25 protein-coding genes and 2 tRNA genes are annotated in these 25,986 nt (G+C 72.8%); 17 read left to right on the top strand and 10 right to left on the bottom strand.

The window, feature by feature from the left end:
- The first annotated feature begins 43 nt into the window (after window positions 1-43).
- The 3 genes from ABZ570_RS02400 (at window position 44) to ABZ570_RS02390 (ending at window position 3,086) form a co-directional block, all read left to right on the top strand.
- Window positions 44-2,203, top strand: a complete 2,160-nt coding sequence (locus ABZ570_RS02400; protein WP_358055905.1) for an ATP-dependent DNA helicase UvrD2 — start codon at window positions 44-46, stop codon at window positions 2,201-2,203.
- A 123-nt stretch (window positions 2,204-2,326) separates the two neighbouring features.
- Window positions 2,327-2,578 carry a hypothetical protein gene (locus tag ABZ570_RS02395; protein ID WP_358055903.1) on the top strand — a complete coding sequence of 84 codons (252 nt, stop codon included), beginning with the start codon at window positions 2,327-2,329 and terminating at the stop codon, window positions 2,576-2,578.
- Between the two features lie 142 nt (window positions 2,579-2,720).
- Entirely contained in the window at window positions 2,721-3,086 is a 366-nt protein-coding gene (locus tag ABZ570_RS02390) for a WhiB family transcriptional regulator (RefSeq protein WP_358055901.1), read from the top strand.
- Window positions 3,087-3,455: 369 nt separating this feature from the next.
- On the opposite strand, the gene ABZ570_RS02385 is transcribed toward ABZ570_RS02390, so the two are convergent.
- The 3 genes from ABZ570_RS02385 to ABZ570_RS02375 all read right to left on the bottom strand — a co-directional run bounded on the left by ABZ570_RS02385 (window position 3,456) and on the right by ABZ570_RS02375 (window position 6,297).
- Window positions 3,456-4,802 (bottom strand): AarF/ABC1/UbiB kinase family protein, encoded by a 1,347-nt coding sequence (locus ABZ570_RS02385; protein ID WP_358055899.1) that lies wholly within the window; start codon window positions 4,800-4,802, stop codon window positions 3,456-3,458.
- Window positions 4,799-5,926, bottom strand: a complete 1,128-nt coding sequence (locus ABZ570_RS02380) for a TOMM precursor leader peptide-binding protein (RefSeq protein WP_358055897.1) — start codon at window positions 5,924-5,926, stop codon at window positions 4,799-4,801. Before ABZ570_RS02380 ends, ABZ570_RS02385 begins: the two co-directional genes overlap by 4 nt.
- A 203-nt stretch (window positions 5,927-6,129) precedes the next feature.
- Window positions 6,130-6,297 carry a DUF5679 domain-containing protein gene (locus ABZ570_RS02375; RefSeq protein WP_358055895.1) on the bottom strand — a complete coding sequence of 56 codons (168 nt, stop codon included), beginning with the start codon at window positions 6,295-6,297 and terminating at the stop codon, window positions 6,130-6,132.
- A 521-nt stretch (window positions 6,298-6,818) separates the two neighbouring features.
- Here ABZ570_RS02375 and ABZ570_RS02370 point away from each other — a divergent pair.
- Together ABZ570_RS02370 and ABZ570_RS02365 are read left to right on the top strand one after the other, a co-directional pair.
- A complete protein-coding gene (locus ABZ570_RS02370; protein ID WP_358055893.1) occupies window positions 6,819-7,340 on the top strand; it encodes a M48 family metallopeptidase in 522 nt (173 codons plus the stop codon).
- Between the two features lie 110 nt (window positions 7,341-7,450).
- Window positions 7,451-8,053 (top strand): hypothetical protein, encoded by a 603-nt coding sequence (locus ABZ570_RS02365; RefSeq protein WP_358055891.1) that lies wholly within the window; start codon window positions 7,451-7,453, stop codon window positions 8,051-8,053.
- A 120-nt stretch (window positions 8,054-8,173) separates the two neighbouring features.
- Here ABZ570_RS02365 and ABZ570_RS02360 read toward each other — a convergent pair whose 3' ends face one another.
- The gene (locus ABZ570_RS02360) at window positions 8,174-9,376 is read right to left on the bottom strand and encodes a zinc-dependent metalloprotease (protein WP_358055978.1); all 1,203 of its coding nucleotides are present in this window, start codon (window positions 9,374-9,376) and stop codon (window positions 8,174-8,176) included.
- Window positions 9,377-9,559: 183 nt separating this feature from the next.
- Between ABZ570_RS02360 and ABZ570_RS02355 the strand changes: the two genes are divergently transcribed.
- The 9 genes from ABZ570_RS02355 to ABZ570_RS02315 all read left to right on the top strand — a co-directional run bounded on the left by ABZ570_RS02355 (window position 9,560) and on the right by ABZ570_RS02315 (window position 17,930).
- Window positions 9,560-10,573 carry a PDZ domain-containing protein gene (locus tag ABZ570_RS02355; RefSeq protein WP_358055889.1) on the top strand — a complete coding sequence of 338 codons (1,014 nt, stop codon included), beginning with the start codon at window positions 9,560-9,562 and terminating at the stop codon, window positions 10,571-10,573.
- Between the two features lie 124 nt (window positions 10,574-10,697).
- The gene (locus ABZ570_RS02350; protein WP_358055887.1) at window positions 10,698-13,700 is read left to right on the top strand and encodes a UPF0182 family protein; all 3,003 of its coding nucleotides are present in this window, start codon (window positions 10,698-10,700) and stop codon (window positions 13,698-13,700) included.
- A gap of 150 nt (window positions 13,701-13,850) precedes the next feature.
- Window positions 13,851-14,360 carry a SigE family RNA polymerase sigma factor gene (locus ABZ570_RS02345; RefSeq protein WP_358055885.1) on the top strand — a complete coding sequence of 170 codons (510 nt, stop codon included), beginning with the start codon at window positions 13,851-13,853 and terminating at the stop codon, window positions 14,358-14,360.
- Window positions 14,350-15,273, top strand: coding sequence for a hypothetical protein (locus ABZ570_RS02340; protein ID WP_358055883.1), 924 nt, complete (start codon window positions 14,350-14,352; stop codon window positions 15,271-15,273). Before ABZ570_RS02345 ends, ABZ570_RS02340 begins: the two co-directional genes overlap by 11 nt.
- A gap of 48 nt (window positions 15,274-15,321) precedes the next feature.
- Window positions 15,322-15,398, top strand: a tRNA-Met gene (locus ABZ570_RS02335).
- A 123-nt stretch (window positions 15,399-15,521) separates the two neighbouring features.
- A tRNA-Met gene (locus tag ABZ570_RS02330) sits at window positions 15,522-15,595 on the top strand.
- A 107-nt stretch (window positions 15,596-15,702) separates the two neighbouring features.
- A complete protein-coding gene (locus ABZ570_RS02325) occupies window positions 15,703-16,302 on the top strand; it encodes a helix-turn-helix domain-containing protein (protein WP_358055881.1) in 600 nt (199 codons plus the stop codon).
- Entirely contained in the window at window positions 16,299-17,606 is a 1,308-nt protein-coding gene (locus ABZ570_RS02320) for an MFS transporter (protein WP_358055879.1), read from the top strand. The genes ABZ570_RS02325 and ABZ570_RS02320 overlap by 4 nt, the downstream gene beginning before the upstream one ends.
- Window positions 17,607-17,672: 66 nt before the next feature.
- Window positions 17,673-17,930, top strand: coding sequence for a hypothetical protein (locus tag ABZ570_RS02315; RefSeq protein WP_358055877.1), 258 nt, complete (start codon window positions 17,673-17,675; stop codon window positions 17,928-17,930).
- 64 nt (window positions 17,931-17,994) lie between these two features.
- Here the strand turns inward: ABZ570_RS02315 and ABZ570_RS02310 are convergent, their stop codons facing one another.
- Window positions 17,995-19,314: an extracellular solute-binding protein gene (locus tag ABZ570_RS02310; protein ID WP_358055875.1), complete on the bottom strand. Its 1,320-nt coding sequence runs from the start codon at window positions 19,312-19,314 to the stop codon at window positions 17,995-17,997.
- Between the two features lie 142 nt (window positions 19,315-19,456).
- Here ABZ570_RS02310 and ABZ570_RS02305 point away from each other — a divergent pair, with 142 nt between their 5' ends.
- Window positions 19,457-20,290 carry a phosphoribosylaminoimidazolesuccinocarboxamide synthase gene (locus ABZ570_RS02305; RefSeq protein ID WP_358055873.1) on the top strand — a complete coding sequence of 278 codons (834 nt, stop codon included), beginning with the start codon at window positions 19,457-19,459 and terminating at the stop codon, window positions 20,288-20,290.
- A gap of 1 nt (window position 20,291) precedes the next feature.
- Here the strand turns inward: ABZ570_RS02305 and ABZ570_RS02300 are convergent, their stop codons facing one another.
- The gene (locus tag ABZ570_RS02300; protein WP_358055871.1) at window positions 20,292-21,188 is read right to left on the bottom strand and encodes a hypothetical protein; all 897 of its coding nucleotides are present in this window, start codon (window positions 21,186-21,188) and stop codon (window positions 20,292-20,294) included.
- Window positions 21,189-21,200: 12 nt separating this feature from the next.
- Window positions 21,201-21,494, bottom strand: a complete 294-nt coding sequence (locus tag ABZ570_RS02295) for a hypothetical protein (protein WP_358055869.1) — start codon at window positions 21,492-21,494, stop codon at window positions 21,201-21,203.
- Between the two features lie 153 nt (window positions 21,495-21,647).
- Here ABZ570_RS02295 and ABZ570_RS02290 point away from each other — a divergent pair, with 153 nt between their 5' ends.
- Window positions 21,648-22,055: a hypothetical protein gene (locus tag ABZ570_RS02290; RefSeq protein ID WP_358055867.1), complete on the top strand. Its 408-nt coding sequence runs from the start codon at window positions 21,648-21,650 to the stop codon at window positions 22,053-22,055.
- A 91-nt stretch (window positions 22,056-22,146) separates the two neighbouring features.
- Here the strand turns inward: ABZ570_RS02290 and ABZ570_RS02285 are convergent, their stop codons facing one another.
- From ABZ570_RS02285 to glpK, 3 genes are all read right to left on the bottom strand, one after another.
- On the bottom strand, window positions 22,147-22,599 hold the full coding sequence (locus ABZ570_RS02285) for a YbaB/EbfC family nucleoid-associated protein (protein ID WP_358055865.1): 453 nt from the start codon (window positions 22,597-22,599) through the stop codon (window positions 22,147-22,149).
- Window positions 22,600-22,680: 81 nt separating this feature from the next.
- A complete protein-coding gene (locus ABZ570_RS02280; protein ID WP_358055863.1) occupies window positions 22,681-23,103 on the bottom strand; it encodes a DUF3592 domain-containing protein in 423 nt (140 codons plus the stop codon).
- A gap of 47 nt (window positions 23,104-23,150) precedes the next feature.
- The gene (gene glpK / locus ABZ570_RS02275; RefSeq protein WP_358055861.1) at window positions 23,151-24,635 is read right to left on the bottom strand and encodes a glycerol kinase GlpK; all 1,485 of its coding nucleotides are present in this window, start codon (window positions 24,633-24,635) and stop codon (window positions 23,151-23,153) included.
- A gap of 65 nt (window positions 24,636-24,700) precedes the next feature.
- On the opposite strand from glpK, the gene ABZ570_RS02270 reads away from it, so the two are divergent.
- Window positions 24,701-25,639, top strand: coding sequence for a ribose-phosphate pyrophosphokinase (locus tag ABZ570_RS02270; RefSeq protein ID WP_358055859.1), 939 nt, complete (start codon window positions 24,701-24,703; stop codon window positions 25,637-25,639).
- The last annotated feature ends 347 nt before the right edge of the window (window positions 25,640-25,986 follow it).

Here is a 25,986-nt window from a genome sequence, read left to right as displayed (position 1 = left end):
CTAACCGCTGCAACATCGTCGGGGGCTGAGAGGATTCCTTCCTGTGGTGGTTCACTCAGCGGCGGAACGGGTGCTCGCCGGACTGGATCCGGAGCAGCGGTCCGCGGTGACCGCCCCGACCGGTCCGGTCTGCATCCTGGCCGGCGCCGGGACGGGCAAGACCCGTGCGGTGACCGCCCGGATCGCCCACCGCGCGCTCACCGGTGACATCTCCGCCCGGCACGTGCTGGCGGTCACCTTCACCGCCCGCGCCGCCGCCGAGATGAGGGCCCGGCTCACCGCGCTGGGGGTCGCCGCCGTGCAGGCGCGTACCTTCCATGCGGCGGCGCTGCGCCAGGTGCGCTACTTCGCGCCCCGGCTGCTCGACGGGCGCGCCCTGCCCGAGTTGCTGGACAGCAAGGTCCGGGTGGTCACCCTGGCCGCCGCCAAGGTCGGCCTGCGCGCCGACCGGGCCGCCGCCCGCGACCTCGCCGGCGAGATCGAGTGGGCCAAGTCGTCCCTGGTCGAGCCCGGGGAGTACGTGGTGGCCGCGGCCAAGGCGCTGCGCGAGACCCCGTACGAGCCGGCGAAGGTCGCCGAGGTCTTCGCGGCGTACGAGCGGCTCAAGCGGAGCACCGGCGTGATCGACTTCGAGGACCTGCTGCGGGCCGCGGTCTGGGGCATCGAGGAGCACGCCGACGTCGCCGAGCAGGTACGCGGCCAGTACCGGCACTTCGTCGTCGACGAGTACCAGGACGTCAACCCGCTCCAGCAGCGGCTGCTGGACGCCTGGCTCGGCGGCCGGGACGACCTCACCGTGGTCGGCGACGCCAGCCAGACGATCTACTCGTTCACCGGGGCGACCTCGTCGTACCTGGTCGACTTCCCGCGCCGGTACCGCCACGCCACGGTGGTCCGGCTGGTCCGCGACTACCGCTCCACCCCACAGGTGGTCGGGCTGGCCAACGCGGTGATCTCGCCGGCCCGGGGCGCCGAGGCCCGGCTGCGGCTGGAGCTGCACGGCCAGCGCCCGCCGGGCCCGGAACCCGAGCTGCGGATCTTCACCGACGAGCCGGCCGAGGCCAACGCGGTCGCCACCCGCTGCCGGACGCTGATCGACGGCGGCACTCCGGCCCGGGAGATCGCGGTGCTGTTCCGCACCAACGCCCAGTCCGAGGCGTACGAGAAGGCGCTCACCGAGGCCCGGGTGCCGTACCAGGTGCAGGGGGCGGAACGCTTCTTCGAGCGGCCCGAGGTACGTCAGGCGATGGTGGCCCTGCGCGCCGCCACCCGCTCGATCGACGGCTCCGTCCCGCTGCCGGCCGCCGTGATCGAAGGGCTGGCCGCGGTCGGCTGGGCGCCTGACGCGCCCCCGCCCGGTGGCGCCGCCCGGGAGCGGTGGGAGGCGCTCGCCGCCCTGGTCCAGCTGGCCGAGGAGTACGCGGCCACCCCGCCGGTGGTGCCGATCGGGGAGGCCGCCGCCGTCGAGCGCCCGGTGACCCTCGCCGACTTCACCGAGGAGTTGGCCCGGCGGGCGGCGCAGCAGCACGTACCCACCGTGGAGGGGGTCACGCTGGCCTCGCTGCACTCCGCCAAGGGCCTGGAGTGGGACGCCGTCTTCCTGGTCGGCCTCGTCGAGGGCACCCTGCCCACCTCGTACGCGAAGACTCCCGAGCAGGTCGAGGAGGAACGCCGACTGCTCTACGTCGGGATCACCCGGGCGCGGGAACGGCTCTGGCTGTCGTACGCCGCGGCCCGCTCGCCCGGCGGACGGGCCCGGCGGCCGTCCCGGTTCCTGCCGCAGCTCGACCGCTCGGGCGGCACCGAGCGGGCCGGTGCCGGCGCGGCCCGGCGGACCGAGCGGCGCCGGACCCAGGTGGTCTCCTGCCGGATCTGCGGGGCCACCCTGCTCGCCGGGGCGGACCGCAAGCTGGGGCGCTGTCCGACCTGCCCGTCCGACGTCGACGAGGAGCTGCACGCGCGGCTGCGCGAGTGGCGGCAGCGGGTGGCCGAGGCGCAGCGGGTGCCGGCGTACGTCGTCTTCACCGACGCGACGCTCACCGCGCTGGCCGAGCGCAAGCCGGGACGCAGCGAGGAACTCATCGCGATCGCCGGGATCGGCCCCCGCAAACTGGGACTTTACGGCGATACCGTGCTGGCCCTCGTGGCGGGCGCGGCGGTGGACGATGTCTGCCCACAGAAAAGTTTCGAATCTGACCGTTAAATCGTTTGCCCTCGCCCCGAGGCGAGGAATAGCCTCAGGGCACACCTCGCGAGCGGCGCCATTCGGGCTGCTCACGGGGGACGAGTCCATGGTCGGCACGAGGAAGTCAGGGAGGTGGCACCAATGAGGATCTTCATCTATGAGCGTCCGGCGGCGATGCCAGCTGCCTGCGCTCCGCTGTCGGCCGTCCGGGTGGCCCTTGCCGCTCGACCGTCGGTCCCGCAGCCGCACCAGGCCCAGGTTCAGGCCGAGCTGAACCTGACCGTCGCGCCGCTGGCTGGGTTCGAGGGGACCAGTGGCTTCACGGGCATGGGCATCGATGGCGTCAAGCGCACCGATGTCCGCGGCGTTCCACCTCGAGGTAGACCGGTCTGATCCACCAGACCACCGGCTCACCTCGAGGCCGCGGAACCCGCACACCGGGATCCGCGGCCTCAGTTTTTTTGCACCGCCGTAGTGCCGAAGTACGTCGGAAATGCGATCCACGAGATCGAAGTGAGAGAGAGGTGACCGGAGGATGAGTCTGGCGTTGGCCCCGCTCGACGTGAGCGTCGAGGTGGAGGCGAACCTGCCCTGCCGGAAGTTCGACCCCGACCTGTGGTTCTCCGACTCGCCCAACGAGCTCGAGCTGGCCAAGTCGCTCTGCGGGGACTGCCCGCTGCGCGTCGAGTGCCTCGCCGGGGCGGTGGAGCGGGCCGAGCCCTGGGGCGTCTGGGGCGGCGAGATCTTCGAGCGTGGCGCGGTCGTCCCGCGCAAGCGGCCCCGTGGCCGTCCGCGCAAGGAGGACCTCGCCCGCGACGCCCAGCTCCGGGTCGAGGCCGAGGCGCGGCTGGCGGCCAGTGGGCTGTCCGAGTCGCGCAACGCCGTCCGGTTGGCGGCCTGACACACCCCGTTCCACACGTCCGTCGCCGGTGACCCACCGGCCGAGAGAGAAAGTCGAAACCTATGCTGCACCTGTCGAACGGAACCGAGATGCAACTACTTCACGAAGCGTTGTCCCGGGCTCGAATGCCCCGGCCTCAGGCCGGCACCACCACGAGCACTGAGGCAACCCGTTCCGCCCGTACCGTCGCGATGAAGAGTCGGAGCCGATCGGCTCGCGACCTGGGCGTTCTCTAGATCCCTACCACTACGACGGGGGCGGCGGCCGGATGGTCGCCGCCCTCCGTCGTACCACGGCGGCGCCTTGTGCGGGACGGCCGCCGCGCTCGGCCCACCGGTGTGCGTACGCCCGGCTCCCGCGGGGCGCCGGTCAGCTCACCGGGGCGAAGCCGGGCAGCCAGCGTTCCAGGATCGCCCGGTAGGGCGCCTTCGCCTCCAACTGGCACAGCACCCCGATCGAGCCCAGCGTCACCCGGTGGATGAGCAGGTAGGACGGGGGCAGGTTGAGCTGCCGGCTCAACTGGAACGAGGGCGACCGGGGGCTGGCCAGCCGGGCCGCCTCGGCGCGCAGCCAGGCCCGGGTGAACCGGAACTCCTCCTCGGCGACCGGGGTCAGCATCGGCTGGAGCCACTCCAGCAGCGCCTGCGCGTCGATCGGCTCGGTCTGGCTGACGAAGCCCTCCTCGCGCAGCCCGGCCACCACCCCTTCGGCGTCGCCGCGGATCGCCCGCGCGGCGATCCGGCCGATCGGCTCGGGGGTGCCCTCCGGCATCCGCGCCACCGCGCCGAAGTCGATCACGCCGAGCCGGCCGTCCGGGAGCAGCCGGAAGTTGCCCGGGTGCGGGTCGGCGTGCAGCAGCCCGGCGCGCATCGGCGCGGACAGGTGCAGCTCGGCCATCAGCCGTCCGGCCTGGTCGCGCTGCTTCTCGGTGCCGTCGCGGATGATCTCCGCGAGCGGTATGCCCTCCACCCACTCGGTGATCAGCACCCGCGGCGAGGCGTCCAGCACCGCCGGGACGAAGATCTGCGGGTCGTCGGCGTACGCCGCGGCGAAGGTGCGCTGCGACTCGGCCTCCAGCTCGTAGTCCAGCTCCTCGGTGATCCGCTCGCGCAGCTCGACCAGGAGCGGCTTGACGTCCAGCCCGGGCTGGATCGCGCGGAACATGCCACCCAGCCGGGAGAGCTGCTTCAGGTCGGTGAGCAGGGCGTCTCCGGCGCCCGGGTACTGGATCTTCACGGCGACGTCCCGGTGGTGCGGTGCGCCGCCCGGTCCGTAACCCGGGTCGCGCCAGACCGCGCGGTGCACCTGCCCGATGCTGGCGGCGGCGGCCGGAGTGTCGTCGAACTCCACGAACCGGTCCCGCCAGTCCGGCCCGAGCTGCTCGGCGAGCACCTTGTGCACGGTGGCCACGGGCAGCGGCGGGGCGGCCTCCTGGAGCTTGGTGAGCGCCTGACGGTAGGGCCCGGCGATCTCCTCGGGCAGCGCCGCCTCGAAGACCGACAGCGCCTGGCCGAACTTCATCGCCCCGCCCTTGAGCTGCCCCAGCACGCTGAACAGCTGCTCGGCGGTGCGTTGCTGGATCTCGGCCGAGATGACGTCGGACGCGAGCCCGGTGACCCGCTTGCCCATGCCGAGGACGGTCCGACCGGCGAAGCCGAGCGGCAGAGCGGCGAGCTTGGCGGTCCGGGACACGGCCCGGCGCGGGATGTCGGTCACCCGGTCATTGTTACCGACTCGACGGGCCCGCTGCTGCTGCGAAGCCGGGAGCGGGTGGTCCCGATTTGGATCGGGCGGCGCCCGGAGCACCCGCAGGAGGGGTGCGGCGGCCACCGGCGGCGGCGCAGCAGACCGGCCCCGGCGATCTCCACGGCGCAGCCGAGGGTCTCCGGGGCACCGCCGTCGAGGTGGGCCAGCGCCTCCGCCGCCGCGTACGCCACCGCCGCCAGCCGCGTGGTGGCGGCGCAGGGACGCTCGGTCCCGTCGGCCGCCAGCTGGGCGGCGAGCGCCGGCCAGGCCGGGTCCCGGTCCACCCGGTGCAGGTCGAGACAGGCCAGGCACGGACCGGCCGGTGGGCGTACCAGCGGGCCGACCACCGGCACGCCACCGCGCACGTCGACCAGCAGGTGGGGCTGGCGGCGCTGCGCGTATCCGGCGGCGAGCAGAGCCGCGGGGCGGTCCGCGCCGAGCTGTACCACCAGGTCGACGCGGCCCCGGCGGAGCGGCCCGGTCGCCGTCCCCGGCGCGCTCCGGCCGAGCGCTCCCCGGATCGCGGCGGCCAGCGGACGGCCCGTCTCCGCGGCGGTGAGGCCGGTCCCGACCAGGTCGTCCGGGCGGACCGGGCCGGCCAGGTCGGGCGCCAGGTGACCGACGCCCGCCTGGGCCAGCGCGACGGCGATCGCCCCGCCGAGCCCGCCGGCGCCGGTGACCAGCACCCGGGCCGCCCGGCGGCGGCGCAGCACCTGGGCCGGCGTGCCGGGCAGCCCGGTGGTGGCCAGGGCCAGGGCGTCGGCCTCGCCAGCCAGCCGGGCCCGGAGCGGCCCGGCCAGGTCGCGGGGGAGCAGGCTGTGCGCCGGTACGACGAGATTCGCGGCCCGGAGCGTGTCCAGCAGGGCCCGGGCCTCGTCCGGCGCCACCTGGGCCCTGGCCGCGGAGGCGAGGACCGCTCGCTCGCTGCGGGTGCCGTCCAGCAGGTCGAGCAGGCCGGTGGCCCGCGGGTTGGCCACCTCGAGCAGGACGGCCCGGCCGGGCTCCAGCCCGAGCTGAAGGGTGTGCCGGTCCCGCCAGAGCCGGGTCAGGCCCGGCAGGAGCGTCGGGCGGGCGAGGGGAGTGCGGGCGCTCATGCCACGAATCGTGACCGTGTCCGCGCTACGCGTCGATCGTTGTCCACAGGTGCGCCCGACTGTGTTCAGGGCTGTCCACAGGAAAAGCCGGGTTATCCACAACTGGGCGGTAGCCAGTGTCGGTCAGCCGACAGCCCTGGGCCGGGCATGCCGCAGGGGAGGGTGACCAGCTGGTCGTCCCTCCCCCGCGCGATCCGTACGGATCAGGCCTTGGCCTTGCCGAGGATGCGGTTCACTGTTGTGCCGCACACCGGGCACTTGCCCTTGGCCATGTTCATGCCGGTCTTCGAGACCTCAATGCGCCCCTCGAAGTCCCGCTTCTCCTTGCACTTCACGCAGTAACCGTTGTAGGTCTGGGCCTGGTCGGCCACGCTAGCCCTCCTCGTCTCGTCCGCCGGGCGCGCCCGGCGGGTTTCCCTGCGGCGGGCCACGCGTGGCTCCGGCGCCGGGGGGTTCTCCGCGATCACCCGCGTGACCGCTGGTTGGCGGACCCTACCCAGCTCTGGGCGGTTCCATGTCAGCTGTCCGTCGACTCTGTGAGCAAGCCGACGACGAGAGTGTGCATGCCGCATTAGGTCGGATAAGTCAGTTTGGCGGGGACACGCCGGGTGAATGCGCTCAGACTCCCCTTCTGGCGGCCCCGGGTGACGCCCCGTCCGTAGATCACTTAACGTGTGCGAGGCGCGGTGGGTGACGGCCTGGCGGGCGGTTCCCGCGGCCACGAAGGGTGATCAGAGTCGGTCGGGTGGCCACCGCAAAGAAAATTTTCAGGACTCCTCGCGACCAACCACCACTTTCCGGGCGCGTGTCGTCGTGTTGACCCTTGCGGACCCCTGGTCATTACGCATTAGCTTTCCCTCGTGACAGTCATCCGAGGCTGCGCGGACCAGTGATGGCCGCGACGCGGAAGCCGGTCGTCGAGGTGCGGCGCAGTCAGCGCCGGCGACGTACGGTGTCCGCGTACCGCGACGGGGAACGGGTCGTGGTGCTCATCCCCGACCAGTTCTCCCGCGCCGAGGAGAGCGAGTGGGTCGACCGGATGCTGGCCCGACTCGCCGCCCGGGAAGGCCGGCTCGCCCGCTCCGACGCGGAGCTGCTGGCCCGGGCCGCCCGCCTGATCAACCTCTACCTGCCCGAGCACCGCGCCGCGGCCGCTCCGGCCAGCGTTCGCTGGGTCACCAACCAGAACGGCCGCTGGGGCTCCTGCACCCCCGCCGACCGCACCATCCGGATCTCGCACCGGATCCAGGACATGCCCGAGTGGGTGATCGACTACGTGCTCCTGCACGAATTGGCGCACCTGATCGTGCCCAGCCACAACGCCCAGTTCTGGACGCTGGTCGGCCGGTACCCGAAGACCGAGCGGGCCCGGGGCTACCTGGAGGGGGTCGCCTCCGTCGCCCTCGCCGGCTGAGTCCCCGCCGGTCCCGCCGTCGACGGGCCGTTGGGCAGGGGCCCGCTGGACCGGCGACGGCCGATGGGCGCGGCGCGGCCGGGGATCGGCACTGGGGTTAGGGTCGGGCAGTGGTCCGACGTGTGGTGGTGGCGTTGCTCGCTCCGGTGGTGTGGACGCCACCGGGGATCGACCCGACGCGGTGGCGTACCGCGCTCGCCGAGGACGTCGTGGACCTGCTCGCCACGCTGAACGAGGTGGAGACCGCGGTCGCGGTGACGCCCGGGGACCGCTGGCTGGCCGACGCCGTGGTGTGGCCCGGCACCGCCGTGCACGAGGTACCGGAACCGACCGTCAACGCGGTCCTCACCGCGCTGACCGGCTACGACCAGGCGGCCGTGGTGGTCGCCGACGCGCCGGACGTGCCCGGGCTCACCCTGGGCAAGCTGCTCCGGCCACTCTCCAGCCGCCCGGTGGCGGTGGCCCCGGCGGAGGGGAGCGGCCCCGGCCTGCTCGGCGTGGCCGCCCGGTTGCCCGTACCGCGGTGGCTGCCGGCGCTGGACCTGGACCGGGCTGCGCCGGCCGACGTGCGCGCGGCCGCCCCGCGCCCGGGGGACGTGGCGGTCACCGCCGGCTGGCGCCGCCTGCGCGGCCCCGCCGACCTGGCCACCCTCGACCCGGCCTGCGAAGGCTGGGAAACCACCCGCGCCCTGCTCATGGGCCGCCCCGGCTGACCGCTGCGGACACAGCAAGATCCGCACAACATCCGGGAAACCGTGGCCTCGGCACCAGCGCGAGGCCACCGTTCTCGTGACGTTGTGCGGATCTTGGGGTAGCGCGACCGGGGGGGCCGGTCAGGACTTGTCGTCGCCCTCCTTGGGGGGCTGCTCCTCAGGGGCGCCGGGGGCGGTGAAGTCGAAGCTGGCCAGCTCCTCGTCCAGGTCGCTGGTGGTCGCGGCGAACGCCTCCGGGTTGGCGAAGTCGCCGTCCGAGGGGAGCAGGTCGGGGTGGCCCCAGACCGCGTCCCGGCCGGCGATGCCGCGGTGCTCGGTCAGCGCCGCCCAGAGCACGGTCGCCTCCCGCAGCCGGCGCGGGCGCAGCTCCAGGCCGACCAGGGCGGCGAAGGTCTGCTCGGCCGGCCCGCCCGCGGCGCGGCGCCGGCGGAACGCCTCACCGAGGCGTACGACGTTGGGCAGCCGATCGCCGGCGGAGCTGTCGACGACGTGGCAGACCCAGCCCTCGACCAGGGCGAGCACGGTCTCCAGCCGGGCCAGGGACGCCTTCTGCGCCGCGCTGTCCTCCGGCGTGAAGATCCCTTCCAGGGCGATCGCCTGCATCGACTCCGGGTCGGTCGGGTCGACCCGGCCCATCGCCTCCTCGATCGCCTCCCGGTTGACCCGGATGCCGGCGGCGTAGTTCTCCACCGCGGTGAGCACGTGCCCGCGCAGCCACGGCACGTGCTGGAAGAGCCGCTGGTGGGCGGCCTCGCGCAGGGCGACGTAGAGGCGTACCTCGTCCTCGGGGAGCTCCAGGCCCTCGCCGTACGCCCGGATGTTGGCCGGGACGAGCGCGGCGGTGCCGGCCGGGCCGAGCGGCAGGCCGATGTCGCCGGCGGAGAGCACCTCGGCGGCGAGCGAGCCGAGCGCCTGGCCGAGCTGGCCGCCGAAGAGCGCGCCGCCCAGCGTGGCCACCATCGACTGCATCGGGCCGAGCTGGGCCCGGGCCTCCGGCGGGACCAGGTCGCCCATCGCGCCGACCATCCGGCTGGCCACCGGGTCGCAGAGCTTGCGCCACACGTCGAGGGTCTTGTAGATCCACTCGTTGCGGTTCCAGGCGACCGACGTCCGGATGCCGGAGGGCCACGAGGTGGCCGGCTCCAGCCAGAGGTCGGCGATGCGCAGCGCCTCCTCCACCGCGTTGCGTTCGAACGGCGAGACCGCCGGGTCGCCGGCGGCGGCGAGCTGACTCGCGGCCACCTGCCGGGCGAGGTCCCAGTTGACCGGCCCGCTGCCCGGCGCGGAGAGCAGGTGCTGCAACTGCGCCATGAACTGCTGCATCTGCGCGGGGTCGTTGGGGTCTGGTGGTTGCCCACCCGGGAGCGCGAAGCCGAACGGAATATCAGGCACGAGGTCTACGGTACGCGGGTGGCGCCGCAGGTCGCCGCGACGGCGTTGCGCCGAGGGCGAAGTCCGCCGGTCGTCGCGCCGGGCGGGTCCGCCCGGATCGGTACGCTCTGCCGCATGAGACGTCGCGGCGTGACCGTCCTCCTCGGTGCACTGCTCACCGCCCTGCTCAGCGTCGGGGTGCTGAGCGTGCCCATCCCGTACGTGGTGCTCGGTCCCGGCCCGACGGTCAACACCCTCGGCACGTCCGACGGCAAGGAGATCATCCAGGTAACCGGCCGGCCGACGTCCACCGCCGCCGGGCAGCTGCGGCTCACCACCGTCGGGGTGCAGCCCACCGTCCGGCTCCGTTCGGCGCTGGCCGGCTGGTTCTCCAGGGACGAGGCGGTGGTGCCCCGCGAGCTGGTCTACCCGCCGGGCGAGTCGCAGCAGGAGGTCGAGAAGCGCAACGTCGAGGACTTCCAGAACTCGCAGACCAGCGCGGAGACGGCGGCCCTGCGCCAGCTGGGCTACCCGGTCCAGGTGCTGGTGAAGGCGGTCACCCAGGGTGGGCCGTCGGTCGGCGTGCTCGCGCCCGGCGACGTGCTCACCTCGGTCGACGGCCAGCCGGTGACCAGCGCCGCCCGGCTCACCGAGCTGATCCGGGCCAAGCCGGCGGGCAGCGTCCTGAAGATCGGGTACACCCGGGACGGGCAGCCCGGGACCGCCACCGTGACCAGCCGGGAGCAGGACGGCCGGCCGCGGATCGGCGTGGAGATCGACCAGCAGCAGCCGCATCCGTTCACCCTGAAGATCAACCTCGGCGACATCGGCGGGCCGAGCGCCGGGCTGATGTTCGCCCTGGGCATCGTCGACAAGCTGGAGCCGGCCGACCTGACCGGTGGAAAGATCATCGCCGGCACCGGGACCATCGACGACGAGGGTCGGGTCGGCCCGATCGGCGGCATCGCCCAGAAGCTGGTCGGCGCCAAGCAGGCCGGGGCCAAGGTGTTCCTGGTGCCGGCCGACAACTGCGCCGAGGCGGTCCGCAACCCGCAGCCCGACCTGCCGCTGCTCAAGGTGGCGTCGCTGGACGACGCGCTGAAGGCGCTGGAGACGCTGCGCGCCGGGGGGCAGCCGACCCGCTGCTGAGCCGGCCGCGGCGACCGTGCGGAGGATCGTGACGTGACCTTGACCCGACGTGTTCAGCAACACCCCGTACTCTGGGTGCCTGGTCGGAGCCGATCACATCGAGCGTGCGGAGCCAACAGTGGTCATGCGTAGCAGCCCCCTGCCGAGGATGAGCCGGCGCGGACGGGTCACCATCGGAGTCCTGATCGGGGTGTTCCTGCTCTTCACCCTGCTCGGGTGGGGAGTCAACGCGTGGACGGACTGGCTCTGGTTCGACGAGGTCCACTACACCCAGGTCTTCACCGGGGTCCTCGCCACCCGGCTGCAGCTGTTCGCCCTGGTCGGGGTCGGCCTGGCGGTGATCATCGCGGGCAACCTCTGGCTGGCGTACCGGCTGCGACCGCGGTTGCGCCCGCACTCGCCCGAGCAGGCCACCCTGGAGCGGTACCGGATGCTGCTGAGCCCCCGGCTCGGCACCTGGATCGCCCTGGTCTCCGCCGTCGTCGGGCTCTTCGCCGGGCTGTCGGCGCAGAGCCGGTGGGGCCAGTGGTTGCTGTTCCGTAACGGCGGAAGCTTCGGCGTGAAGGACCCGGAGTTCGGGGTCGACGTCGGGTTCTACGTCTTCCAGTTGCCGTTCTGGCGCTACCTGCTCGGCGTCGCCTTCACCGCGGTGGTGCTGGCCCTGCTCGGCGCGCTGGCCGTGCACTACCTCTACGGCGGGGTGCGGCTGCAGGGCGTCGGGGACCGGATGACCAACGCCGCCCGGGCCCACCTGAGCACGCTGGTCGCCGTCTTCGTCCTGCTCAAGGCCGTCGCGTACGTGCTGGACCAGCGGGCCATGCTGCTGGAGTACAACGAGGGCGCCAAGCTCTACGGCGCCGGTTACGCCGACGTGAACGCGCTGCTCCCGGCGAAGGAGATCCTCGCCTGGATCGCCGTCGTGGTGGCCGTCGCCATCATCGTGTTCTCCAACGCGTGGATGCGGAACCTGGTCTGGCCGGGCATCTCGCTCGCCCTGCTCGGCGTCTCGGCTGTGGCGATCGGCGGCATCTACCCGTGGGCGGTGCAGACCTTCGAGGTGAAGCCGAGCGCCCGGGACAAGGAGGCGCCGTACATCCAGCGCAGCATCGAGGCGACCCGAGCCGCGTACGGGCTGACCGGCGCGAAGAGCACCGCGTACGCGGCGAACAACCTCGTCCCGCCGGCCAGCCTGGCCACCGACACCTCGGTGGTGCAGAACCTCCGGCTGCTCGACCCGCAGCTGGTCTCCGAGACGTACACGCAGCTCCAGCAGGTGCGCGGCTTCTACGACTTCGGCCCGAAGCTGGACATCGACCGGTACACGGTCGACAGCAAGACCTCCGACTACGTGGTCGGCGTCCGGGAGATCAACTACGGCAAGCTGACCCCGCAACAGAGCAACTGGATCAACCGGCACACCGTCTACACCCACGGGTACGGCCTGGTCGCCGCCCCCGCCAACCGGATCTGCAACGGCCTGCCGTACTTCGTCTCCGGCTTCCTCGGCGACGCGGACAAGGCGGCGCAGGGCTGCGCGTCCGCGACCGAGGAGATCCCGGCCCAGCAGCCGCGGATCTACTACGGCGAGCGGATGAAGGCCGACGACTACGCCATCGTCGGGCAGACCGGGGACCGCCACGTCGAGTTCGACCGCCCGACCTCCACCGGGGGCGAGCAGTACTACACGTACACCGGTGAGGGTGGCGTCAAGATCGGCTCGTTCACCCGGCGACTGCTCTACGCGCTCAAGGAGCAGGAGTCGAACTTCCTCCTCTCCGAGAACGTGACCAAGGACTCCAAGCTGCTCTACGTGCGCAACCCGCGGGACCGGGTGGAGAAGGTCGCGCCGTTCCTCACCCTGGACGGCGACCCGTACCCGGCGGTGGTGAACGGCCGGATCCTCTGGATCGTCGACGGCTACACCACGGCCGCGACCTACCCGTACGCGGAGCGGGTCAACCTCCAGGCCGAGACGGCCGACGAGCTGACCAACCGGGGGGCGACCTTCCAGCTCGCCCGGGAGAACGTCAACTACATGCGCAACTCGGTCAAGGCCACCGTCGACGCGTACGACGGCACGGTCCGGCTGTACGCGTTCGACGAGACCGACCCGGTGCTCAAGGCGTGGAACAAGGCGTTCGGCGGCGACCTGGTGCTGCCCAAGGACGACATTCCGGCGGAGCTGTCCGAGCACTTCCGCTACCCGGCCGACCTGTTCAAGGTGCAGCGCAACCTGCTCACCCGGTTCCACGTCACCGACCCGGGTGACTTCTACTCCGGCCAGGACTTCTGGCAGGTGCCGAACGTGCCGGACGCGCCGGACAGCGGGCAGAAGCAGCCGCCGTACTACCTCTTCACCCAGTTCCCGGAGCAGGACGGGCCGCGCTTCCAGCTCACCTCCGCGGTCACCCCGAACGGCCGGCAGAACCTGGCCGCGCTGATCTCCGGGTCGTACGTCGACGGCCAGCCGCGGCTGCAGGTGCTGGAGCTGCCCGACCAGACCCGCACCGCCGGCCCGGTCCAGGTGCACCAGCAGATGACCAACACCAACTCGGAGATCCGACAGCAGCTCAACTGGCTCTCCTCCTCCAACCAGGCGCAGGTGGAGTACGGCAACCTGCTGTCGCTGCCGTTCGGCGACGGCATGCTCTACGTCGAGCCGGTGTACGTCAAGAGCAACCAGCAGGACGCCTACCCGCTGCTGCAGAAGGTGCTGCTGTCGTACGGGGACGGCGGTTCCTACATGGTGCTGGCCGACAACCTCTCCGACGGCATCAAGCAGCTCGTCGAGCAGGGCAAGCGGGCCGGGAACGGCAACCAGCCCGCCCCGGGCGGCAGCCCGCCGCCGACCGGCGGCACGCCGCCCACCGGCGGCACCAGCCAGCCGGTGCTCACCGGCGAACTGGCCCAGGCCGCCGAGAAGGTGCAGAGCGCCATCGCCGAGGTCAAGGCCGCCCAGACGTCCGGTGACTTCGAGCGGTACGGCCGGGCGCTGAAGGCGCTGGACGAGGCGATGGCCGCGTTCCAGCAGGCGCAGGCGGCGGCCAACCCGTCGCCCGCCGCGTCGTCCAGCGGCAGTCCGCCCGCGTCGCCGCCGCCCGCGCCCTCGCCGTCATCGAACGGCTGACGCCGGTCCGACCAGCGAGCCCGTGGCCCCGAGACCCTAGTGGTCCGGGGCCACGGGCTCTTTGTCGTATACCGGACGGAACACCCGCAACCCGGCACCCGGTTCGTCCGTCAACCAGACAGGTGGACCGAGGGGAGGCGGGATCTCCAGATGAGGGACGCGAACAGCTTCGACGACTTCTACCGGAGCACTTCGGCGCGGACTCTCCGCTACGGCCGTGCGGTGGCGGGCGACTCCGGCGAGGCGCAGGACCTCGTTCAGGAGGCGTACGCCCGCGCGTGGCGGCAGTGGGGGAGGCTGGCCGCCCACCCGGCGCCCGAAGCCTGGCTACGGCTGGTCATCAGCCGGCTGGCCTCGGACCGGTGGCGGCGGTTGCGGGGCTGGCGGTTGGCGGCCAGCCGCACCGGCCCACCGGACGACGTCGGCCCGCCCGGCGAGGACACCGTGCTGCTGGTCGGCGCGCTCCGGCAGCTGCCGGCCCGGCACCGGCAGGCGCTCGCCCTGCACTACCTGTTCGACATGCCGGTGGAGGAGATCGCCCGGGAGGCGGGCGTGCCCACCGGCACCGTGAAGTCCTGGTTGTCCCGGGGCCGGGCCCGCCTGGCCGAGCTGCTGCCCGGCCTGGCCGCCGAGGAGCTGGAGGTCGACGATGTCGCGTGAACTGTCCCGCCTCTACCGGGCGCTGGCCGCCGACACCGACGCGCGGGCGCTGCCGGCCCCGGGCCTGCTGCGCCAGCGGGCCGACCGCCGGGTGCGCAACCGGGTCACGCTCGGCGCGCTGGCCACCGCCGCGCTCGTCGCCGGCACGGCCGTCGGCGCGCAGGTCCTGCTCGGCGGAGCGGAGACCCCGCCCGGGCCGCCCGCGGGCACCGCCACCGCCGCCCCCTCGGCCCCGCCCACCTCCGGCCCGCCGGCACCGTCGCCGTCGTCGTCGCCGTCCACCACGGCCCCGTCCCGTACCGCTGGTGGGCCGACGGCGAGCGCCCGACCGACCGCCGCCACCCCGACCAGCATTCCGGACCGCGCCTTCTTCGCCCTGCCGGCCGCCAACGACACCGGTACCGGCAACGAGTTCGTTCCCGGCCCGGTGCTGCCGGAGCTCTGCGGTGCCCGGCCCGGCGAGGCGCGGGTCGCGGTGCGCCGGGCGCGGACCCTGCCGTTCAAGCTGGCCGGTGCCGCAGCCGACGCGGTGCCCGACGGCAGCTACCGGCAGAGCGTGACCGTCTACCGGCCGGGCCGGGCCGGTGACGTGCTGCGGGAACTGCGGCAGGCGGTCCGGAACTGCCCGCGGCAGGCCGTGCCGGACGCACCGGGCGTGACCGCCACCCAGCGCCTGCTCGACGGCGCGCGGTACGGGGAGGAGTCGGTGCTGTTCGAGATCCGGACGCCGTACCGGGACGTGAACGGCGAGCCGGTCGGCGGCGAGGAGGTCCACCTGGTCCGCGCGGTCCGCGTCGGCGACGTGGTCACCGTGCTCTGGGAGCAGGGCTGGGAGGGCAGCTCGACCGACCGGGCGCAGTTCGAGGCGGACAGCCGGCGGGCGGCCGAGGCGATCGAGAGGTGGCTGTCCTGACGGCCGTTTTGCGCCCCGGGGGTCGGTGCGCTACGGTTAACGGACCGACGCGGGGTGGAGCAGCTCGGTAGCTCGCTGGGCTCATAACCCAGAGGTCGCAGGTTCAAATCCTGTCCCCGCTACCACGCCGGCACGGCCCCGAGGATCCGATCCTCGGGGCCGTTCCGTTTCTCCGGCCGCCGGTCGGGGCGCGAAGGGCGGACCCGGCTGATCTCCACGGCGGAGATGCGATAAGCTGTACAGGCCGACGCGGGGTGGAGCAGCTCGGTAGCTCGCTGGGCTCATAACCCAGAGGTCGCAGGTTCAAATCCTGTCCCCGCTACTTGTGACGAAGGGTCCCGGAGATCTCTCCGGGGCCCTTCGTCGTTCCCGAGAACTCTTCGATCCGAGCGGCTTGCCGGGCAATTTCTGAGAGACTACTCTCGAGACATGTCTCTCAGAAACTCGGGTGAGCAGAGCAACCCGTACGGCGATCTGGAGCTGACCGACCCGAAGGCGATGCGGGCGCTCTCGCACCCGGTCCGGCTCGCCATCCTGTCGCGGCTCCAGCGGTACGGCGCAGCGACCGCCACGGAGCTCTCCGAGCACGTCGGCGCGACGCCCTCGGTGACCAGCTGGCACCTGCGTCACCTGGCGGGGTTCGGGCTGGTGCAGGACAGCGGCACCGGCGGGGACGCGCGGAAGCGGTACTGGGAGGCGAGCACCCGAGGGTTCCGGTTCCAGTTCCCCGACGACGAGGAGGGGCAGGCCGCCAGCCAGGTGCTGAGCCGGGCGTTGTTCGCGCAGTACGCCGACGCCCCGCAGCGGTGGATGACCGAGGTCGAGCCGCGGCTCGAACCGGAGTGGCGGCGGGAGGCGGGCGTGTCGAACACCGGCGTACGGCTGACCGTGGCCGAGCTGGCCGCCGTCAACGCCGCGATCGAGCAGGTGCTCGCGCCGTACGTCACCCGGGACGCGGCCGACCAGCCGCCGGACGGCCGGCACGTTCGCTTCGTGCGCTACGTCATGCCCGAGGCGGAGGAGCGGTGACCGGCCCCGCCGCGCCCCGCCGATCGCTGCTTCGCGAGCGCGACTTCCGGTCGTTCTTCGTCGCGCACACCGTCTCGCAGTTCGGCGACCGGATCTCCGAGCTGGCCTTCCCGCTCCTCGCGGTGCTCGTGCTCGACGCCACCGCCGCCCAGGTGTCGGTGCTGACCGCCCTGGTGTGGCTGCCGAACCTCGCCGCGATCTTCCTCGGCGCCTGGGTGGACCGGCAGCCGAACAAGAAGCGGCTCCTGGTTGCGGCCGACCTGATCCGGGCCGCGCTGCTGGTGACGGTGCCGGTGGCGTTCGCGTTCGATGCCGGCACGCTGGCCCAGCTCTACGCCGTGGCGTTCCTGACCGGCGCCGCGGCGGTGCTGTTCAACACCACCTACCCGGCCTTCTTCGTGCTGCTCGTGGACCGGTCCCGCTACCTCGACGCCAACGGCGCCCTCAGCGCCAGCCGGTCGGTCTCGTACATCGCCGGGCCGGCCGTCGGCGGCGCGCTGGTCCAGGCGTTGACCGCGCCCGTGACGATCCTCGTCGACGCGGCCTCGTTCGTGCTCTCCGCCCTGGCCATCCGCCGGGTCCGACGGGACCGGCCGGTGCCGACCGCGGAGCCCGACGACTCCCGGCCGGTGGCGCTGTGGCGGCAGGCGCGGGAGGGACTGACGTTCACGTTGCGGCACCCGGTGCTCCGGGCCAGCCTCGGCTGCACCGCAACGGTCAACTACTTCAGTTTCATCCTCAACGCTCTGCTCGTGCTCTTCGCCAGCCGTACGCTCGGCCTACCCGCCGGGCTGCTCGGCCTCGCGCTCGGCGCCGGCGCGGTCGGCGGCCTGCTGGGCGCGGTCATCGCACCCCGACTGTCCGTCCGCATCGGCGTGGGCCGCAGCATCGCGATCGGCGCTGTCATCTTCCCGGCCTCGATCTCCCTGGTCGCCGTCGCCGGCGGACCGCTCTGGGCGAGGGCGCTGCTGGTGGGCGGGGCGGAGTTCCTCTCCGGGGTCGGCGTGATGCTGTTCGACGTCAACCTCAACGCGCTCAATGCCGCCGTCATCCCCAACGGCCTGCGCAGCCGGATCTCCGGGGCGTACTCCGCGGTCAACTACGGGATCCGACCGCTGGGCGCGCTGACCGGCGGCGTGCTCGGCAGTTGGCTCGGACTCCGACCCACGCTCTGGATCGCGGCGATCGGCGGCACGCTGTGCGTACTGTGGCTGCTGCCCTCGCCGATTCCGGCCCTGCGTTCGCTGGACGACCTCGACGAGCCCGTCCACAGCCGGGCCGGTCTCACCGTCAGCGGCCGGTGATCCCCCGCCGGCGGTGTTCACCCCGCCCGCCTGGCCCCGGTTGCACGGTTCGGCGAGGATGGCCACATGTCTGCATGGAACAGGTGGTGGGGCCGGCTGGGCGCGGTCCTCGGTACCGTCGTGCTCTCGGTGTTCGTGCCGGTCGCGGCCTGGGCGTCCACGGGCACGAGCGAGCTGGTGATGGAGGAGGCCCGGCGGCGGGCCCGGGGCGGTTTCGGCGTCCTCGGGCTGTTCTGCTGCCTGGTGGTGGTCGGGGTGATCGTGCTGCTGGTGCTTCTGCTGATGCGGCTCACCCGTAACCGGCGGGGCGGCCCGCCGCGCTGACGGCGGGCCCGGCCCGCCGGATCCGCCGCCGCGCCCCGGCCGGCGAGCCCGGGCACGGCGGCGCTCACTCGGCCAGGGCCGCGTTCGCCTCGGCCATGAACCGGGAGGTCGCCGCCCGCGCGCCCGACCGTTTGGCGCGGATGCTCTCGGCGGCCGCGACGAGCAGGGTACGCACCCGGGCGTGCCCCCTCGGCGGTGGCGCGGGCGCCGGTCCCGTCAGTTCGTCCAGTTCGGCGCCGAGGGCCACCAGTTGCTTGCCCGGCCGGTCGGCGACGCCCTGCTCGACGAACCGCCGCACCGGCACGCTGGCGTTCAGGCCGCGCTCGATGCCGAGGATGCGACCGGCCGCCACGTTGGTGGTCAGGAAATTGATCACGTCGACGACCAGCCCCGGGTGTCGGGTGCCCCGGAAGGCGGCCCAGTACATCGACGCCCGCGGCCACTGGGCGACCGGGGTGCCCGGAAAGGCGGTCATGCCCAGCTCGTCGTCGGTGCGGCGCTGAAGCTCCGGCAGCTGGTGCGACCAGGCGAAGGACGCGGCGGTGTGCCCGGTGACCACGAGCTGGTGGGCCAGTTCGCCGCTGTCCGCCAGCTCCACCAGCCCGACGGTGGGCGTGGCCCGGTCGAGGCGGGCCACCTCCCAGAACTCGAACCAGTCGAGCAGCTCCGCGGAGCCGAAACCGAGCTGCCGCCCCCGGTAGAACTCGCCGCCCTGGCCCCGCAACCACAGCCAGAGGGCGCGGTAGTCGCCGGAGGGATCCATCGTGCCGGCCACCCGGTTGCCGGACGCGCGGGTCACCCGGGCCGCCCACTGCCCGTACTCCTGCCACGGCATTCCGGTGTGCGGCTCGGGCTGCCGCAGGCGGCGCAGCAGGTCGCGGTTGTAGACGAGCGCGGCGTTGGTCTGCGCGGCGGGGACGGCCATCGTCCGCTCCTCCACCTGGCCGTAGCGGGCCAGGTGCTCCGGCAGGCCGTTCAGGTCGAGCCGCCGGTCGGCGACGTACCGGGTCAGGTCGAGGACGATCTCGCGCCGGGCGTACTCGGTGAGCACCGTGTCGTCGATCTGGAACAGGTCGGGCACGTTGCCCCCGGTGGCCTGGGTGGCCAGCCGGTCGTAGTAGCCGGTCAGCCCCTGCCAGGTGACCCGGAACCGGACCCGGGGGTTCTGCTGCGAGTAGAGGCGCAGCGCCTGCTCGGTCGCGGTGGCCCGGCGGGTGTCGCCCCACCAGAAGACCGACAGCTCGACCGGTCCGTCGTCGACCCGGCTCTCCTCCTCCGGCCCGCAGCCGGCCAGCCCGCCGGCGAGCAGCGGCAGCCCGGCCAGCGCGCCGAGCAGCCGCCGACGGTCGACGCCGGGGCCGGGCACGGACTGGGGTGCGTGCACGGGGTTCTCCTGGGGCGCGGGCGGCTGTTCCGGACGGATCATTTACCCAGGGCCCGGGCGAGGGTGTCAACGCCCGCCGGGCCGGTGGGACGGCCGGTGGCCGCACCGGGCGAGGTTTCCGCCGCGTGGTGTACTAGGCGCCGTGGAACTTCTGCACTCGGGCAAGGTCCGGGACGTCTACGCCGACGGCGACGACCTGATCCTGGTCGCCTCCGACCGCATCTCCATCTACGACGTGGCGCTGCCGACCCCGATCCCGGACAAGGGCCGTCTGCTCACCGCCCTGTCGCTGTGGTGGTTCGAGCAGCTCGCCGACCTGGTGCCGAATCATGTGATCTCGGCCACCGACGTGCCCGAGGAGTTCGCCGGCCGGGCGATCCGCTGCCGGCGGCTGGAGATGGTCCCGGTCGAGTGCGTGGCCCGGGGCTACCTCACGGGCGGCGGCTTCGAGGAGTACCGGCGCACCGGCACCGTCTCCGGCGTCGAGCTGCCCCGGGGGCTGGTGGAGGCGTCGATCCTGCCCGAGCCGATCTTCACCCCGTCGACCAAGGCCCCGAAGGGCGAGCACGACGAGCCGATCTCCTACGCGCAGGTGGTCGACAAGCTCGGCCCGGAGACCGCCGAGCGGCTGCGGCAGATCACCCTCGACGTCTACCGGCGCGGCGCGGAGATCGCCGCCGACCGGGGCATCCTGATCGCCGACACCAAGATCGAGCTGGGCTGGGCGCCGGACGGCAGCCTGATCCTCGCCGACGAGCTGCTCACCTCCGACTCGTCCCGGTTCTGGCCGGCTGAGTCGTACCAGCCGGGTCGGGCCCAGTTCTCCTACGACAAGCAGTACGTCCGCGACTGGGCCACCGACAGCGGCTGGGACCGGCAGCCGCCGGCCCCCGAGGTGCCCGCCGAGGTGGTCGAGGCGACCCGGGCGCGCTACGTCGACGTCTACGAGAAGCTCACCGGCAACCGCTGGGACTGAGTCAGTTGTTCCAGGCGTCGTTGTCGAAGAACCGCGACCAGACGTTGTCCACCACGCCGCCCGTGCCGTAGACGGTGTTCCCCTCGCCGTCGTCACCCGCCGGTGCGACCTGCGTGAACAGGCCGTACATCAGGTAGCCCGGCCCGTTGGGCGAGCCCGCGACGTGCCTACCGGCGTTGTGGATCCCGTAGCCGACGAAGTCCCGCTCCAACTTGGAGAGGAACCCGACGGCCACGTTGTCCAGCCCGTCGACCGTGGCCTGGACGAGATCCTTCAGCACATCGGTGTTCCCGCTGCCCAGCTGCACCCCGACGTCGAAGGCGAGGGACGTGCCGATGGCCGCCGCGCCGCCGACGCCGATCGTGTTGGCCGCCGTCTCGATGGTTTTCAGCACACCCAGCGCCGAAGCGGCGAACGAGTTCGCGGTCGCCTCGGCGGAGGCCGCCGCGGGGGCGCCGACCACGGTGGCCGCCGCCGCAGCGATGAAGACGGCGAAGCCGAAGAGGATCGTGGAGATCACCGCGTATGCGATGACCAGGCAGAGCAGCACCACGCCGACGGCGATCAGGGTCACCGCCACCGTCACGGCGACGACCTGGGTGCCGACCACCTGCACGTCGTACGCCTGCACGTGGCGGCCGAAGGCCGTCCGGTCCTCACCGCTCCACTGGACCGGCGACACGGCGGCGACCGCGTCGTCCAGGCCCTGCCGGGCCGCGCCGAGCTGGTCGGCGATCTCCATCCACTGCTTGGCGGTGGCGAGCAGCGCCTCCGGGTCGCACTGGTTGAAGTAGACGATCTGGGCGATCGGCCAAGCCGCCGGGATGACCGCCGCGGCGATCGAGATCTCCACCAGTGCGACCTTGGCGGCCGCGGCCGAACTACTTACCTGGGCCATGCCGTCCTCACCTCAGGCGATCATGATGGTGCTGGCCTTGTCCGCCGCTTCCCAGTTGTCGGCGGTGCGGTTCAACCGGGACCGCATCTCGGTGAGATGCTCGCGTTTGGTGCGCAGCTCCTCCTCGAGGAACTCCACCGCGGCGACGTATGCGACCGCGAGCGACGGGACCACCACGGTGAAGTTGCTGTGTTCGATGCCCCGGGTCTCGGTCAGCCGCGCGGAAGCCGCCTCCAGGCCCGGCGCCGTCTGCCTTTCGACCGCCTCGGCCAGGTCGCGGATCGCCGCCACGTCAACCTCGATCATCAAGCCTCCCCGCGTGGCACCAGACGGCGGCCATGCGGCCGGCCGGGCGTGAGCCTAGCAAGATCGGGAATGGATGGCTGTCCCGCCGCTGATAGCCTCCGGAACATGGCCTCCCACACCCCGGCGTCCGTCCCTGGTGGATACTCCGCGCGGATGGCAGCCCGGCCCGGCTGGCAGCGGCGGCTCCTCCCGTTGCTGTTGATCGCCGCCGCCCTGGTGCTGCCCGTGGTGTTCGCCCGCCAGGCGATCGGGGCCGAACGGGTGACCGTCCTGGTCGAGTCCTGCGACCTGAGCGGACCGAAGGCGACCCAGGCCTGCCGGGGCAGCTGGCGGCTGGACGACGGTCGCACCGTGTCCGGGCCGATCGACGCCGCGCTGCTGCACCCCGGCACCGAGATCCAGGGCTGGGGCAACGGCGAGCGGGCCACCGAAAGCCTGTTCACCTGGTTGGTCGCGCCGATCGTGATCGGCGCGGCGCTCCTGGTCGGGCTGGGGGCCTTCGTCGTGGTGTGGCTGCGGCTGACCTGGCGGGCACGGCGGGCCGGCACGGCACCGCGCTGAGCGCGTCGGCCAGCCGGGTTGGCCCGGCACGCCGCGCTGACCACGTCGGCCGGCTGGGCCGGCCGCCGATGTTCGGCGCCGCCGTGCGACGTCAGAGTGACAACTGGCGGCGCAGCCGCTCCAGCATCTCGCTGCTCTGCCGCAACGGGCCGCTGACCAGCTCGCTGAGCTGCGCCAGCTTGGCCTGCGCCGCGGCCGGGTCGCCGATCAGCGACTGCGGCCCGACCTGGTCGCCCGCCTCGCGCACCGCCTCGGCGGTCTGCCGCTGCAGGTCCTCCCGGGCCGACCGGAGCAGCTCCTGCAGCACCTCGGCCAGCTCGACCGCCGGCCGGCGCATGGCCCGCGGGTCGAGGCGCAGCTCGTGGGCCGGGTCGTCGGCGGTGCAGGCCACCTCGATCTGGCCGTCCTCGCTGACCGCCCGCCCGGTCAGCCCGGCCAGCCGGCCCCGCAGCTCCTCGCCCCGCGCCAGCTGCTCGCGCATCCGCGCCGCGATCTGCGCCATGGGGTCGTTGTTCTCCGCCGGCGCCCCCGTGGAAGCGGTCATCTGTGTGTCACCCTCGCATCGTCTTGCGGCATCCGCGTCGTGCAGACCGTAGCCGGAATCCTCGCTCCGCGCACCCGCGGGTCAGAGTGCCTGGAAGACGTAAACCCCACTGGCCGTCACGGCCACACCCACCATCAGCAACACGGCCAACGGGACGACCATGGACTCGGTGCCGGTGCCTCCACTGGGGACGACCAGGATCCGTGCCGGGCGCGAAGGGTCATAGACCACGGTGACCAGGCTGTCGGGCGCAGTGAAGAAGGTCTGGTGCCACCGGCCCGGCGACGAGGTCATCAACGCCCCGTCCGCGGTGCGGAAGCGCACCACGGGCGTGTAGCTCGCGCTGCTCTTGCTCCGGTGGACCAGCAGGTCCACCACCTCGCCGGGCACCCGCGTGCCCTCGCGCAGCAGGCTTCGGTCGCGCCGGAACCGGACGGTCGCGGAGACGATCAGGGCCAGTGCGAGGCCCAACATGACCAGTAGCACCAGCAGGGGCACGGGCATCTGCCTCTCCGTTCGGTCCCACCGCGCGCAGGTGATCCGCGCGCGGGTCACTCCACCCAGTCCAGGGTGCGCTGCACGGCCTTGCGCCAGTTGTGCAGCTCCCGGTCGCGCAGCGTCGGGTCCATCTCCGGGGTCCACTGCGCGTCCGCGCGCCAGTGTTCCCGCAGGGTGGCCAGGTCCGGCCAGAAGCCGACCGCCAGGCCGGCCGCGTACGCGGCGCCGAGGCAGGTGGTCTCGGTGATCCGGGGGCGGACCACCGGCACGTCGAGCACGTCGGCGAGGAACTGCATCAGCAGCGCGTTGGCGGTCATCCCGCCGTCCACCCGCAGCCGGCGCAGCGCCACGTCGGAGTCCGCGTTCATCGCGTCGACCACCTCGCGGGTCTGCCAGGCGGACGCCTCCAGCACCGCCCGGGCCAGGTGCCCCTTGGTGATGTAGCCGGTCAGCCCGGCGATCACGCCCCGGGCGTCGCTGCGCCAGTGCGGGGCGAAGAGCCCGGAGAAGGCGGGTACGACGTAGCAGCCGCCGTTGTCGTCCACCGTCCGGGCCAGCTCCTCGACCTGCGGGGCGGTGGAGATCAGGCCGAGATTGTCCCGCAGCCACTGCACCAGCGAGCCGGTGACCGCGATCGCGCCCTCCAGGGCGTAGACGGCCGGCTGGCCGTCGATCCGGTACGCCACGGTGGTGAGCAGGCCGTGCCGGGAGGCCACCGGACTGGCGCCGGTGTTGAGCAGCAGGAAGCTGCCGGTGCCGTAGGTGCACTTGGCCTCGCCGGGCTGGAAGCAGGTCTGGCCGAAGAGGGCGGCCTGCTGGTCGCCGAGCGCGCTGGCCACCGGAACCCCGGCGAGCACGCCGTCGGCGGTGCCGTAGACCTCCGCCGAGCCGCGGATCTCCGGCAGCATCGCGGCCGGCACCCGCAGCGCGTCGAGCAGCTCCGGATCCCAGTTCAGGGTTTCCAGGTCCATCAGCATGGTCCGGCTGGCGTTGGTCACGTCGGTGACGTGCCGGCCGGTCAGCTTCCAGATCAGCCAGCTGTCGACGGTGCCGAAGAGGACCTCGCCCCGCTCGGCCCGCTCGCGCAGCCCGTCGACGTGGTCGAGCAGCCAGCGCAGCTTCGGCCCGGCGAAGTAGGTGGCCAGCGTCAGGCCGGTGCGGGCGCGCAGCCGCTCCTCGTCGTACGCCTCGGCCAGGTCGCGCAGCAGCGGGCCGGTCCGGGTGTCCTGCCAGACGATGGCGTTGGCGACCGGGCGGCCGGTCGCCCGGTCCCAGACCACGGTGGTCTCCCGCTGGTTGGTGATGCCGACGGCGGCCAGCCCCTCCGGCCCGGTGCCGGCCGCGGCCAGGGCCGCCCGCACCACCTGCTGGACGTTCGCCCAGATCTCCTCCGGGTCGTGCTCGACCCAGCCGGGCTGCGGGAAGAGTTGCCGGTGCTCGCGCTGGGCGACGGAGACGACCTCCCCGGCCCGGTCGAAGACGATGCACCGCGACGAGGTGGTGCCCTGGTCGATGGCAGCGACGAACTCTCCGGTCACGGCAGCACCGTACCCGCCGGGATCGACCGTCGCCCGCCCCCCGCGGCTGCGTACGATCGGCAGGCGTGCCTGACATTGCCGTGTTCAGCGGGACCGCCCACCCCGACCTCGCCGCCGAGATCTGCGCCCACCTCGACGTTCCGCTGCACCCGGTACGGGTGTCCCGGTTCGCCAACGACTGCCTGGAGGTGCAGTTGCAGGCGAACTGCCGGGAACGCGACGTCTTCCTCATCCAGCCGCTGGTGCCGCCGGTGCAGGAGCACTTGGTCGAGCTGCTGCTCATGATCGACGCGGCCCGGGGGGCGTCGGCCGGGCGGATCACCGTGGTGCTGCCGCACTACGCGTACGCCCGGTCGGACAAGAAGGACGCCCCCCGCATCTCCATCGGCGGCCGGCTGGTGGCCGACCTGCTCACCTCGGCCGGGGCGGACCGGGTGCTGGCGATGACCCTGCACTCGCCACAGGTGCACGGCTTCTTCAGCGTCCCGGTGGACCATCTGCACGCGCTGCGCGAGCTGGCCACCCACTTCCGGGGGTACGACCTGAGCAACGCCGTGGTGGTCTCGCCGGACCTGGGCAACGCCAAGGAGGCCGCCGCGTTCGCCCGGATGCTCGGCACGCCCGTCGCCGCCGGCGCGAAGCAGCGGTTCAGTGACGACCGCGTCAAGATCAGTACGGTGATCGGCGACGTCGCCGACCGGGACGTCATCGTGCTCGACGACGAGATCGCCAAGGGCAGCACGGTGATCGAGCTGATGGCACACCTGCGCGAGCGGAACGTCCGGTCGATCCGGCTGGCCTGCACCCACGGCCTCTTCTCCAGCGGCGCGCTGGAGCGGCTGAGCGAGCAGGACGGGGTGCTGGAGATCGTCTGCACCAACACGGTGCCGATCCCGGCGGAGAAGCGGGTGCCGAAGCTGGCGGTGCTGTCGGTGGCGCCGGCCCTGGCCGAGGCGATGCGTCGGATCCACAACGGCGAGTCGGTGAGCGCCCTCTTCGCCTGAACGCGTCGGGTGGCGCAGCGGCTGTTTCCGGCTGAATTCGTAGCTGTCCGTGATTGTCGCTCTCAAGGGCGTGCTGTCACGGTGCGTGATGGCGCTGAAGGTGCCGGCAGCCGCTGCTGCTGCCGCCTCAACCGCGTGACCAGCGGAGAGCCGTGAATCAGGGCCGGTGCGACATTCTCCTACGCCCGCCCTTTGCTCTGCAGCCATATACGCAACTCGCAACCGTGCGTGGCTGATGCGGGTATGGCTGCAGAGCAAAGTCACCTCCTGCCCTGTTTCCTGGGCGGGGGGACGTGACAGACAGTGGCGACTCGTCGTATCAGAGGGTCGGGCCGTTGGCCGGCCAC

Source organism: Micromonospora sp. NPDC007271, assembly GCF_040634005.1.
Taxonomy (GTDB): domain Bacteria; phylum Actinomycetota; class Actinomycetes; order Mycobacteriales; family Micromonosporaceae; genus Micromonospora.
Note: the sequence above shows the minus strand (reverse complement) of the source record. Positions and strands in the feature narration are given on the sequence as shown.

Coding starts and splice junctions, on each gene's coding strand:
- ABZ570_RS02345 (WP_358055885.1), top strand. CDS start 13,851: ATGAGGGACGCGAACAGCTTCGACGACTTCTACCGGAGCACTTCGGCG.
- ABZ570_RS02325 (WP_358055881.1), top strand. CDS start 15,703: ATGTCTCTCAGAAACTCGGGTGAGCAGAGCAACCCGTACGGCGATCTG.
- ABZ570_RS02395 (WP_358055903.1), top strand. CDS start 2,327: ATGAGGATCTTCATCTATGAGCGTCCGGCGGCGATGCCAGCTGCCTGC.
- ABZ570_RS02315 (WP_358055877.1), top strand. CDS start 17,673: ATGTCTGCATGGAACAGGTGGTGGGGCCGGCTGGGCGCGGTCCTCGGT.
- ABZ570_RS02280 (WP_358055863.1), bottom strand. CDS start 23,103: ATGCCCGTGCCCCTGCTGGTGCTACTGGTCATGTTGGGCCTCGCACTG.
- ABZ570_RS02370 (WP_358055893.1), top strand. CDS start 6,819: ATGGCCGCGACGCGGAAGCCGGTCGTCGAGGTGCGGCGCAGTCAGCGC.
- ABZ570_RS02360 (WP_358055978.1), bottom strand. CDS start 9,376: ATGCAGCAGTTCATGGCGCAGTTGCAGCACCTGCTCTCCGCGCCGGGC.
- ABZ570_RS02390 (WP_358055901.1), top strand. CDS start 2,721: ATGAGTCTGGCGTTGGCCCCGCTCGACGTGAGCGTCGAGGTGGAGGCG.
- ABZ570_RS02380 (WP_358055897.1), bottom strand. CDS start 5,926: ATGAGCGCCCGCACTCCCCTCGCCCGCCCGACGCTCCTGCCGGGCCTG.
- ABZ570_RS02285 (WP_358055865.1), bottom strand. CDS start 22,599: ATGACCGCTTCCACGGGGGCGCCGGCGGAGAACAACGACCCCATGGCG.
- ABZ570_RS02355 (WP_358055889.1), top strand. CDS start 9,560: ATGAGACGTCGCGGCGTGACCGTCCTCCTCGGTGCACTGCTCACCGCC.
- ABZ570_RS02300 (WP_358055871.1), bottom strand. CDS start 21,188: ATGGCCCAGGTAAGTAGTTCGGCCGCGGCCGCCAAGGTCGCACTGGTG.
- ABZ570_RS02295 (WP_358055869.1), bottom strand. CDS start 21,494: ATGATCGAGGTTGACGTGGCGGCGATCCGCGACCTGGCCGAGGCGGTC.
- ABZ570_RS02350 (WP_358055887.1), top strand. CDS start 10,698: ATGCGTAGCAGCCCCCTGCCGAGGATGAGCCGGCGCGGACGGGTCACC.
- ABZ570_RS02340 (WP_358055883.1), top strand. CDS start 14,350: ATGTCGCGTGAACTGTCCCGCCTCTACCGGGCGCTGGCCGCCGACACC.
- ABZ570_RS02290 (WP_358055867.1), top strand. CDS start 21,648: ATGGCAGCCCGGCCCGGCTGGCAGCGGCGGCTCCTCCCGTTGCTGTTG.